Genomic DNA, 13,047 nt, shown 5'->3' with positions numbered 1-13,047 from the left:
CCGCGGTCGGCCGAGGCCATCGTGGCGATTCTGGCGGTGCTGAAAACCGGGGCAGCCTATTTGCCGATCGACCCGACGGTGCCGACAGCCAGGATTGGGTTCGTGCTCGACGATGCCGCGCCGATCGCCGCGATCAGCACGGCGGCGCTGCGGTTGCTGCTGGACGGGCACAACATGCTGGTCATCGACGTCGATGACCTCGCCGTTGAGGGCCAACCGAGCACGGCACTGCCGACACCGAAACCTGATGACATCGCCCACATCATCTACACCTCGGGGACCACTGGGGTGCCGAAGGGGGTGGGAATCACCCATCACAACGTGACCCAGTTGTCGGATTCGCTCAATGCCGGCCTGCCCCCCGGACAGGTATGGACGCAGTGTCACTCATTCGCCTTTGACTTTTCGGTGTGGGAGATCTGGGGTGCGCTGCTGCACGGTGGGCGGCTGGTGGTGGTCCCTGAGTCGGTGGCCGGCTCACCAGATGACTTCCAGGACCTATTGATCGGTCAAGGCGTCAGCGTGTTGACCCAAACCCCGTCGGCGGTGGGGATGCTCTCGCCGGAGAGGTTGGAGTCAGTGGCCTTGCTGGTGGGCGGTGAGGCTTGCCCGACTGAGGTGGTGGACCGGTGGGCGCCGGGCCGCGTGATGATCAACGCCTACGGTCCGACCGAGATCACGGTGTACGCGGCGATGAGTGCGCCATTGAGGCCGGGGTCGGATGTGGTGCCGATCGGCGCGCCGGCGGCGGGGGCGGCGCTGTTCGTGCTCGACGGCTGGTTGCATCCGGTACCTGCCGGTGTGGTCGGCGAGTTGTATGTGGCGGGCTCCGGAGTGGGCTGCGGATATATGGGTCGGTCAGGGTTGACTGCCTCGCGGTTCGTGGCCTGCTCGTTCGCGGGCTTCGGGACGCGGATGTATCGCACCGGGGACCTGGCGCGGTGGGGTGCCGACGGGCAGCTGCAATATTTCGGGCGCGCTGACGAACAGGTCAAGATCCGCGGGTATCGCATCGAACTCGGTGAGATCGAGGAGGTGCTGGCGACCCAACCCGGAGTGGAGCAGGCGGTGGTGGTTGCTCGCGAGGACCGCCCCGGTGATAAGCGTCTGGTGGGTTATGTCACCGGCAATGCCGACCCGGCCGAGGTGCGTACCGCGCTGGCCGAGCGGCTGCCGGCCTACATGATCCCCGCGGCGACGGTGGCACTGGACGCCCTGCCGTTGACTCCCAACGGCAAATTGGACATCCGGGCGCTGCCGGTACCGGAATACACCGCGACGCAGTATCGCGCTCCGGAGACCCCCACGGAAGAAGTCTTGGCCGACATCTACGCCGAGGTACTCGGACTCGAACGAGTCGGGATTGATGACTCATTCTTCGACCTGGGTGGGAACTCGCTGTCGGCAATGCGCCTGGTGGCGGCGGTTAATACTGCTCTGGAAGCTGGACTTTCGGTGCGGGCGGTGTTTGAGGCGCCCGCGATTGCCCAGTTGGCCCCACGGGTGGTCGGAGACGGGGTTCGGCGTAAGCCGTTGGTGGCCGTTGAGCGGCCGGCAAGGGTTCCGTTGTCGTTTGCGCAGAACCGGTTGTGGTTCCTCGACCAGTTGGAGGGGCCCTCACCGGTCTACAACATGCCGGTGGCGTTGCGGTTGAGCGGGTCGCTGAACGTCGAGGCGTTGGCTGCGGCGCTAGCCGATGTGGTGGGCCGACACGAGAGCCTGCGCACCTTGTATGGGGCGGTCGAGGGGATACCGCAGCAGATGGTGGTGCCGGCCGAGTTCGCCCACTTTGGTTGGGACGTCGTCGATGCCAGCGGTTGGTCGGCAGAGCGGCTGGGTGAGGTGGTCGCGGCAGCAGTACGATACACCTTCGACCTCGCCGCCGAGATCCCTTTGCGGGCAACGCTTTTTCGAATCAGCGATGAAGAGCATGTGTGGGTAGCGGTGGCCCACCATATCGCCGCCGATGGCTGGTCGGTGAGCCCGCTGGTGCGTGATCTGGGTGTGGCCTATGCCAGCCGGTGTGTCGGGCAGGCTCCCGGTTGGGCGCCGCTTCCGGTGCAGTATGTCGATTACACGTTGTGGCAGCGCGAGCAGTTGGGGGATCTTGATGATCCCAGCAGTCCGATCGCTGCGCAATTGGCCTACTGGCAGCAGGCGTTGGCGGGGTTGCCCGAGCGGCTGCAGTTGCCCACCGATCGGCCTTATCCGCCGGTGGCTGATTACCGGGGTGCCAGTGTGGCCGTGGATTGGCCCGCGCAGCTGCAGCAGCAGATCGCCCGGATCGCTGGCGAGCACCAGGCGACCAGTTTCATGGTGGTGCAGGCAGCGTTGGCGGTGTTGTTGTCCAAGCTGAGCGCCAGTTGCGATGTGGCGGTAGGGTTCCCGATCGCCGGGCGCAGTGACCCGGCACTAGACGAGTTGGTGGGTTTTTTCGTCAACACCTTGGTTTTGAGGGTTGACCTATCCGGTGATCCCACCGCCGCTGAGCTGCTGGCCCAGGTGCGCGCGCGCAGTCTGGCCGCTTACGAGCATCAAGACGTGCCCTTCGAGGTGCTGGTGGAGCGGCTCAACCCCATCCGAAGCCTGACTCATCACCCGCTGATCCAGGTGTTGTTGGCCTGGCAGAACCTTCCCGGGCGGGACAATAACGCCGCCGCCCAGCCGGGCTTGGGCGACGTCCAGGTTAGCCCCCTGGCAGCGGATACCCAGACCGCCCGCATGGACCTGACATTCTCGTTGGCCGAGCGATGGACCGAGGCCGGTGAACCCGCCGGGATTGGAGGTGTAGTCGAGTTCCGCACCGACGTGTTCGACACCGTCAGGATCGAGACGCTCATCCACCGACTGGAGCGGTTGTTGTCAGCGATCACGGTCGAGCCCACGCGGCGGCTGTCGTCGATCGATCTGCTCGATGAGGGTGAGCATGCCCGGCTCGATGAGTGGGGCAACCGGGCGGTCCTGACTGCACCGCCGGCCGCGGCAGTGTCGGTTCCGGTGTTGTTCGCCGCACAGGTGGCGCGCAGACCCAACGCGATGGCGGTGACATTCGAGGACCGGTCAATGACGTACCGGGAACTCGATGAGGCCGCAAACCGGTTGGCGCGCGTACTAATCGCTCACGGGCTGGGCGCAGGCGAGGTTGTGGCGCTGCTGGTTCCCCGGTCGGCTGACGCGATCGTCGCGATTTTGGCCGTGCTCAAGACGGGGGCGGCTTATCTGCCGATCGAGCCGACGCTGCCGACGGCGCGGATCGAGTTCATGCTCGCCGACGCCGCGCCTATCGCCGCGATCACCACCGTTGACTTGGCCGATCGACTGGACGGCCATGAGCTGTTGATCATCGATGTCGACGATTCCGCGGTCGAGGGTCAACCCGGCACCGCGGTGCCGGCGCCGGCCCCCGAGGACATCGCCTACCTCATCTACACCTCGGGAACGACGGGCGTCCCCAAAGGGGTGGCCGTCAGCCACCACAACGTCATCCAGTTGTTGGAGTCACTGGGTGCATATCTGCCGACGACGGGCGTGTGGACGCAGTGTCACACCTATGGGTTCGACTCGTCGGTCTGGGAGATCTGGAGCCCGCTATTGCACGGTGGGCGAGTGGTGGTGGTGTCCGACTCCGTGACACGCTCGCCGGAAGCCTTCCACGCCTTGCTCATCGCTGAACGTGTCAGCGTGCTTACCCAGACGCCCTCGGCGGTGGCAATGCTCGCGGCTGAGGGTTTGGATTCGTTGGCGTTGGTGGTGGCGGGTGAGAGCTGCCCGGCTGAAGTGGTGGATCGGTGGGCTCCCGAACGGGTGATGGTCAACGCCTATGGCCCGACCGAGACGACGATGGTTGTGATGCTGAGTGCGCCGTTGACGGCCGGGTCGGGGGCACCGCCGATCGGCTCGCCGGTGCCCGGCGCGGCGTTGTTTGTGCTGGATGGGTGGTTGCGTCCAGCGCCGGTTGGAGTGATCGGTGAGCTGTATGTGGCCGGTGCCGGGCTGACGTATGGGTATGTGGGCCGGGCGGGGTTGACGGCGTCGCGCTTTGTGGCGTGCCCGTTCGGGGGGTCTGGAACACGGATGTATCGCACCGGGGATTCGGTGTGGTGGGGTGCTGATGGGCAGCTGCGGTATCTGGGCCGCGCCGATGAGCAGGTAAAGATCCGCGGGTATCGCATCGAACTCGGTGAAATCCAGACGGTGTTGAGCGCGCTAGATGGGGTGGAGCAGGCGGTGGTGGTTGCCCGCGAGGACCGCCCCGGCGACAAACGCCTGGTTGGCTACATCACCGGCACCGCCGAGCCAGCCGAGGTACGCACCGCGCTGGCCGAGCGGCTTCCGGCGTACATGGTTCCGGCCGCGGTCGTGGCACTCGACACGTTGCCGTTGACTCCCAACGGCAAACTCGACAAGCGGGCTTTGCCGGCACCGGATTATCAGGACGTCGATGCCTACCGTGGCCCAACCAATCCCACCGAGGAGATTTTGGCCAGCATCTATGCCCGGGTGTTGGGGCTGGAGCGGGTCGGGGTCGACGACTCATTCTTCGACTTGGGCGGGGATTCCCTGTCCGCAATGCGCCTGATCGCGGCGATCAACACCGGCCTGGATGCCGGGCTTGCGGTGCGCAGCGTGTTCGAGGCACCCACGGTTGCCCAGTTGGCGCCGCGTATCGGTGTGGGCGGTAGCCGGCGCAAGCCGTTGGAGGCAGGCCCACGGCCGACGAGGGTGCCGTTGTCGTTCGCGCAGAGCCGGTTGTGGTTCCTCAACCGGTTCGAGGGCGGGGTGGCGACCTACAACATGCCGAGTGCTCTACGGATCAGTGGGCCGTTGGATGTGGAGGCGCTAGGGGCGGCGCTCGATGATGTGATCGCGCGCCACGAATCGCTGCGCACCGTATTTCCCGACGTTGACGGAGTGCCGTTCCAGCAGGTGTTACCGGCCCAGCCAGACATGTGGTGGCACGCCGACGCGGCGGTGGTGTCGGTGTCAGAGCAGGATGTGGTCGGCGAGTTGGTGGCGTTAACGGGGTATCGGTTCCATTTGTCGACGGAGATCCCGATTCGCGCGCAGATCTATTCGGTGGGCCCCGAACAGCATGTGGTGGGAATTGTGGTGCACCACATCGCTTTTGATGGGTGGTCGCTGGCGCCGATGTTCCGGGATGTGGCCGAGGCGTATCAGGCCCGCCGGCAGAGCCGGGCCCCGGGGTGGGCGCCGTTGCCGGTGCAGTATGTGGATTACACGCTGTGGCAACAAGAGTGGTTGGGGGCGGAGTCTGATCCAGACAGTGTGATTGCGGGGCAGTTGGCCTACTGGCGACAAGAGTTGGCGGATCTGCCGGAGGTGGTGTCGCTGCCAACGGATCGGGCCCGTCCGCCGGTGGCCAGTTACCGCGGTGATGAGGTGCCGCTGCGCATCGACCCGCCGGTGTGGGCGGGGGTCAAGGCGTTGGCGGCGGCGCATAACGCGACGGCGTCGATGGTGTTGCAGGCGGTGTTGGCGGTGGTATTGCACCGGGCCGGTGCCGGTGAAGACGTGGTGATGGGCACGCCGATCGCGGGGCGGTTGGATGCAGCGCTCGATGATCTGGTCGGGTTTTTCGTCAACACGTGGTTGTTGCGGGTGGGTGTCAATTCTGCGCAGCGGTTCAGCGATGTGCTGCAGCGGGTGCGCCAAAAGGCGCTGGATGCCTACTCCAATCAGGATGTGCCGTTCGAGCGGCTGGTCGAGCAGCTCAACCCGGTGCGCTCTGCGGCGCATCATCCGCTGTTTCAGGTGCTCATGGCCTTCCAGAACAATGTGCGCCCAGAAGCGGTGGCGCTCGACGGGGTCAGCGCCGAGGTGCTGGGGGCGGGGGCCACGACCCGCACCGCCAAGTTCGATCTGGATTTCGAGTTGGGCGAGGTGCCCAGCGAGGACCCGGCCGCGCCGATGGCCGCCGGGGTGGTGTCGTATGCCACGGATTTGTTTGACCGGTCCACCATCGAGCGGGTGGTCACCTGGTTTGGTCGGGTGGTCGAGGCGGTGGTGGCCGATGCCTCGGTGGTGGTGGGGGAGATCTCGCTGCTGGTTCACGGTGAGCGTGATCTGGTGCTCTCGGGGTGGTCTGGTGTTGGGGTGGCGGCGCCGGTGGGGGCGGCGGCGCAGTTGTTGGCGGCGCCGGTGGCCGCCGACCCGGATGCGGTGGCGGTGCTCGATGGTAGCCGCGCGGTGTCGTATGGCGAGCTTGATGCGTGGTCGACGCGGTTGGCGCGGGTGCTGATCGAGGCGGGGGTGGGTCCAGAGCGCGCGGTGGGCGTGGCGATGGATCGGTGTGTGGAGTTGGTGGCGGCCTGGTGGGCGGTGGTCAAGGCCGGCGGGGTTTATGTGCCACTGGATCGGGCCCATCCGGTCGAGCGGATCGCCACGGTGTTGGACGCGGTGGCGGCGGTGTGCGTGTTGAGCTGCGGTGCCGACACGGTGGCGGGGGCCGGGGCGCGCCCAGTGCTGCGCATCGACGGCCTGGATGTGTCGGGGCGCTGCGCGGATCCGATCACCGACGCTGATCGGCTGGCGCCGCTGCGGGCGGACAACACTGCCTATGTGGTCTTCACCTCGGGGTCTACCGGGGTGCCCAAAGGAGTGGCGGTCAGCCACGCCGGTCTGCTGGGGGTGGCCGCGCAACACGCGGCGTTCGGGTTGGGCGCCGGTGCACGCACGTTGATGGTGGCCGCGCCGACGTTTGATGTGTCGATCGGCGAAATGTTGTTGGCGGTTGGCTCGGGGGCGGCGTTGGTGGTGGTGCCCCCGCAGGCGTACGCCGGGGAGGCGTTGACCGCGTTACTGCAGAACCAGCAGGTCAGCGCGGCCGTATTGACCCCGACGGTGCTCGCGACGCTGGATCGGGCCCGGCTAGGCCGGATGGACACGCTGATCGTCACAGGGGAAGCCTGCGCCGGCGAGTTGGTGGCCGCCTGGGCGCCGGGTCGACGGATGTTCAACGGCTACGGCCCTTCCGAGACCACGATCTGGGTTACCTGTGCGTCGCTGGTGGCGGGGCAGCCGGTCACGATCGGTGCCCCGATCTCGGGGGTGTGCGCGCTGGTGCTCGACGCGCGGCTGCACCCGGCGCCGATCGGAGTGGTCGGCGAGCTGTATCTGGGTGGGCCGGCGCTGGCGCACGGCTATCTGGGCCGGCCGGAGTTGAGCGCGGAACGGTTCGTGGCCAACCCCACCGGGGGTGCTGGGGCGCGGATGTATCGCACCGGGGATCTGGTGCGCTGGCGTGCTGATGGGCAGTTGGAGTATTTGGGCCGCGCCGATGCGCAGGTCAAGCTGCGCGGGCAACGTATCGAGTTGGGTGAAATCGAGAACACCTTGCTGGCGTGCCCACAAGTCATCCAGGCCGCCGCCGCCATGCACCAGAGCGACACCGGCTCACATCTGGTTGCTTACATCACTCTGGCGCAGACCGCCACCGCTGACCATGACGCTGAGACGGTCGGACAGTGGCAACACCTCTATGACGAGTTGTACGGCGACGAGGTCGAGGCGCCGGAGTTCGGCATGGACTTTCGGGGCTGGAACAGCAGCTACACCGAAGAGCCGATTCCGCGCGACGAGATGGCCGAGTGGCGTGCGGCCACGGTGGATCGGATCCTGGCCCTGCGGCCGGCGCGAGTGCTGGAGATCGGGGTCGGCTCGGGGCTGGTGCTCTCGCAGGTCGCCCCGCACTGTGAGCACTACGTCGGCACCGATATGTCCGCGACGGCGATCGAGGGCCTGCAGGCAGCGGTGGCCGCGCAGTCGTGGGGTGAGCGGGTGGAATTGCTGTGCCATCCCGCGCACGTCGTCGACGCGCTGCCGCAGAGTTATTTCGACACCATCATTCTCAACTCGGTTATCCAGTACTTTCCCAACGCCGCATATCTGGCCGACGTCATTGATAACGCCATCGAGCTGTTGGCTCCGGGTGGGACATTGTTCCTCGGTGATGTGCGCAACCACGCCCTGCAGGGCGCGTTGCAGACCGGGGTCGCATTGGCACGCACCGAGAATGTCGATGCCGACGAGATTCGCCAACGCGCCCAGCGCGCTATGCTCGGCGAGACCGAATTGCTGCTAGCCCCGGAGTTTTTCATCACCTGGGCCGGCCAGCGTGCGTCGGTGGCCGGAGTCGACCTTGAAGTCAAACGCGGGGTGGCCAACAACGAGCTGACCTGGTATCGCTACGACGTCGTCATCCACACAACTCCCACGCCGGTGCATTCCCTGGCTGGCGCAGTTACCTGGGCATGGAATGGTTGCGTCGGGTTGGGCGGATTGCAGGACCGGTTGGCATCCCAACGGCCGGACGCGGTTCGCGTCGCCGATATTCCGCGCGCCGGGCTGATCGGCGAGGTCTGCATCGAAGCCGGTTTGGCCGCTGGGTTGTCGCTGGCCGATGCGCTCACCGAGGCCACCACGACCGCCGACGGCGTTGTGCCCGAAGCGTTGTACCGCCTCGGTGAGGCCACCGGGTACCGCGTGGCCGTCACTTGGGGCACCCGCCCGGGCATGCTGGATGCGGTTTTCCTCACGCGCACCGACCCTGCGCAGCACATCGCACTGACCGACCTCTACGTGCCGGTAGCCGAGGCCCAGCAGCGCGCCACCTACGCCAACGATCCGCAGACCAATACCAAGATCGGCGAGGTGCGTCAGCAATTGGGTGCGTGGTTGCCCGACTACATGGTGCCGTCGCAGATTGTGGTGCTCGACGAGTTCCCGTTGACCTCCTCAGGCAAGATCGACCGTAAAGCGCTGCGGGCGCCGGTGTTTGCAGCCGCCGCCTTTAGGGCGCCGCAGACCCAGACCGAAAGGATCATCGCCGAGGCCTTCGCTGAGGTGTTAGGCGCGGCCCGCGTCGGACTCGACGACGATTTCTTCGCCCTGGGTGGAGATTCGCTCAGGGCTACCCGAGTCAGCTCGCGGCTGCAACTAGCACTTGGCCGGGAAGTGCCGGTGCGGTATGTGTTCGACGCTTCAACCGTCGCCGATCTGGCCGACTACCTGCATCACCATCGCGGCGGCCCCGCCCGCCCGCCTCTGCAGACGGTGGAGCGCCCACCCCGGATCCCGTTGTCCTATGCGCAAACCCGGCTGTGGTTCCTCGACCAATTGCAGGGGCCCACACCGATCTACAACATGCCCGTAGCGTTACGGCTGCGTGGGCGGCTGGATGCCGAAGCGTTGGGTGCGGCGCTGGCCGATGTGCTTGTTCGACACGAGAGCCTGCGCACGCTATTTCCAGCGGTCGACGGTATACCTCAGCAGGTGGTGGTGCCCGCTGAGCAAGCCGACTTCGGGTGGGACATCGTCGATGCCACCGGTTGGCTGCCGGACCGGCTGGGCCAGACTATCGCCGCGGCCGTCGGTCACACCTTCGACCTGGCGAGCGAGATCCCATTGCGGGCAACCCTTTTCCGAGTCGGTGAGGGCGAGCATGTGCTGGTGGCGGTGGCGCACCACATCGCCGCCGACGGCTGGTCGGTCGCCCCGCTGGTACGTGATCTGGGCGTAGCCTACGCCAGCCGAAGTGCGGGGCAAGCCCCCGCATGGGCGCCGTTAACGGCGCAGTACGTCGACTACACACTGTGGCAACGTGATCACCTCGGTGAGCTCGACGATCCCGACAGCCCAATCGCCGCGCAGCTGGCCTACTGGCAGCAAGCGCTGGCCGGCGCGCCCGAGCGTCTGCAGTTGCCCACCGATCGGCCCTACCCACCGGTGGCGGATTATCGGGGCGCCAGTGTGGCGATCGATTGGCCGGCCGAGCTGCAGCAGCAGGTTGCCCGAGTGGCCGACCAGTACAACGCGTCCAGTTTTATGGTGATCCAGGCCGCCCTGACGGCGCTGCTGGCTAAGCTCTGCGCCAGCAGTGATGTGGTCGTCGGCATCGCAATCGCCGGACGTGCCGACCCCGCACTCGATGAACTCGTGGGTTTCTTCGTCAACACCTTGGTGCTAAGGGTCGATCTGGCCGGAGATCCCACCGCTGGCGAGCTGCTGGCCCAGGTGCGAGCCCGCAGTCTGGCCGCCTACGAGCACCAAGATGTGCCCTTCGAGGTGCTCGTCGAGCGGCTAAACCCCACCCGAAGCCTGACCCATCAGCCGCTGGTTCAGGTGATGATGGCCTGGCAGAACCTGCCCGGCCATGCCAACAACCTCGGCGCCGAGCAGACTTTGGGGGACCTGCAGGTCGCCCCGCTGTCGGCGGAAACCCACACCGCCCGCATGGATCTGACGTTTTCGTTGGGTGAGCGTTGGAACGAAGCTGGTGAGCCCGCCGGGATCGGCGGGATGGTCGAATTTCGCACCGACGTGTTCGACGCGGTCAGCATCCAAGCGCTCATCGAGCGCTGGCAGCGGATGCTGGTGGCCATCACCGCAGACCCGACCCGGCCGTTGTCATCGGTCGATCTGCTCGATGCTGGCGAGCATCTCCGCGTGGATGGGTGGGGTAATCGAGCGGCGTTGAGCGCGCCGGCGGTGTCCGGTGTGTCGATTCCGGTGTTGTTTGGTGCGCAGGTGGCTCGTGTGCCGGAGGCGGTAGCGCTCAGCTTTGCGGACCGTTCGATGACGTATCGGCAGCTCGATGAGGCGTCTAATCAGTTGGCGCATTTGTTGGCTGCCCACGGTGCGAGTCCGGGCCAGCATGTGGCGCTGCTGTTTTCGCGGTCGGCGGAGGCGATCGTGGCGGTTTTGGCGGTGCTCAAAACCGGGGCGGCATATCTGCCGATCGATCCGATGCATCCTGACGCGCGCATCGAGTTCTTGCTCAACGACGCTGCGCCGGTCGTGGCGCTCACCACTAGTGGGTTGGCCGAACGGCTCGAGGGCCGTGGGCTGCTGGTCATCGATATCAACGACGCGCGTATCGGCACCCAACCCAGTGAGGGCTTACCGGCGCCGGCGGCCGACGACATCGCCTACATCCTCTACACCTCGGGCACCACCGGTGCCCCCAAGGGAGTTGCTGTCGCCCACAGCAACGTCACCCAGCTGCTGGAGTCGCTGAACACCGATCTGGAGCTGTCGGGGCAGGTGTGGACGCAGAGTCATTCCTTGGCCTTCGACTACTCGGTGTGGGAGATCTGGGGTGCGCTGTTGCATGGTGGGCGGCTGGTAGTGGTGCCCGAGGAGGTGTCCCGCTCGCCAGAAGACTTGCATGCGTTGCTGATTCGTGAACAGGTCAGCGTGTTGAGCCAGACGCCATCTGCGTTTTATGCGTTGCAGATTGTCGATGCGCAATCGCCAGAGCTGGCAGATCAGCTCAAGCTTGAGACGGTGGTGTTTGGCGGCGAAGCGCTCGACCCGCAACGTCTTGGCATGTGGCTGGGCCAGCACCCGGGATCCCCGCGGCTGATCAACATGTATGGCATCACCGAGACGACGGTGCATGCCTCGTTTAGGCCGATCGTCGACGCCGATGTCGAGCGCAGTGTCAGTCCCATTGGGCGGCCGTTGGCCCATCTTGGCTTTTTCGTGCTGGACAGTTGGTTACAGCCGGTGCCGGTGGGGGTGGTTGGCGAATTGTATGTGGCCGGTGGCGGACTGGCGTGTGGGTATGTGGGCCGGGCGGGTTTGACATCGTCGCGGTTTGTGGCATCTCCGTTTGGGGGGCCCGGAACACGGATGTATCGCACCGGGGATTTGGTGCGTTGGGGCGCCGATGGGCAGCTGGACTATGTGGGGCGCGCTGACGAGCAGGTCAAGATCCGCGGGTATCGCATCGAGCTCGGTGAAGTCCAGGCGGCGCTGGCCGGGCTGGACGGGGTCGGTCAGGTGGCGGTGATCGCCCGCGAGGACCGTCCCGGTGATAAGCGGTTGGTGGGTTATGTCACCGGCACAGCTGATCCGGTCATGGTGCGCAGCGCGCTGGCCGAGCGGCTGCCGGCGTATATGGTCCCCGCCGCGGTGGTGGCCTTGGCGGAGCTGCCGCTGACCCCCAACGGCAAACTCGACGCTCGCGCGCTACCGGCACCGGAATACCAAGACCGCGGGCGTTATCGCGCCCCGGCCACGCTCACCGAGGAAATCTTGGCCGGCATCTACGCGGAGGTGCTCGGCCTCGAGCGCGTGGGCGTCGACGACTCATTCTTCGACTTGGGCGGGGATTCGCTTTCGGCGATGCGGGTGATCGCCGCTATCAAGACACGCCTCGACGCCCACGTTGCAGTGCGCACCTTGTTCCGCGCCCCGTCCGTGAAAAGTCTGAGCCAGCATTTGGCTAGCCACGCTGACGAGGCGGAGATAGCTCCTGTTGAGGTCCTCAAGGAGGGCACCGGTGTTCCGCTGTTCTGCATTCATCCCGGGGGCGGGGTGAGTTGGCCATATCAGACGCTGGGTAACTACGTGGACTGTTCCCTCATCGGAATTCAACGAATCCTGCAACCCGAAGAAGCTGAACCCCGCTCAATTCGCGATATGGCGAGAAGTTATGCCGACAGAATCCAGACGGCTTACCCCGACGGACCCTACAACGTTCTCGGCTGGTCTTTTGGAGGTGTCGTCGCCCACGAACTGGCAATCGAGCTTCAGCGACGCGGATGCGCAATCGGCCACGTTATTCTTCTCGACGCTCAGCCCTGTGTCGACATCAGCGACACCCAGAAAAGCCAGACCATCGACGAGGCGCAGATACTGGAAGAAGCATTGCGGTTCAACGGTATAGACATCCCAGAACAGGATGGTCCGCTTACTTACGAACGGATAGAAGAACTGCTTCACGAAGTGGGAGTCGTAGAATTCCCTCGCTACAAAAAGCTTCTGGATTTCCTTATTCAAAACATGAACAGTAGCATGGCGTTGCAACGAGCTCACGAGCCGGGCGTTTTCGACGGCGATATAACTATATTTTCTGCTCAGTCGGATGAGGGCGACCGCAGTCTGTCTCTGCTGCAAAGTTGGCGCCCTTACGTCACTGGCGACATCACAACGTATCCGGTCGCCTGTGCTCATGAAGTCATGTTGACTGCCGAATCGCTGAGCCTGTATGGCCAACAACTCAAATTTTCATTGGAAACGTGA

The 13,047-nt window shown here is 65.4% G+C and carries 1 protein-coding gene (cut by a window edge); it reads left to right on the top strand.

The features are described from left to right. Nucleotides 1-13,047, top strand: partial view of a non-ribosomal peptide synthase/polyketide synthase gene (locus AC5Y49_RS04070; RefSeq protein WP_499884471.1) — the 3' end only. Its footprint begins 14,184 nt before the window's first position; only the last 13,047 of its 27,231 coding nucleotides appear in the window; the start codon falls outside the window, past its left edge; it ends in the stop codon at nucleotides 13,045-13,047.

It is taken from the genome of Mycobacterium sp. NGS62 (assembly GCF_059812285.1).
This window is presented reverse-complemented; position numbering and strand designations above follow the sequence as displayed.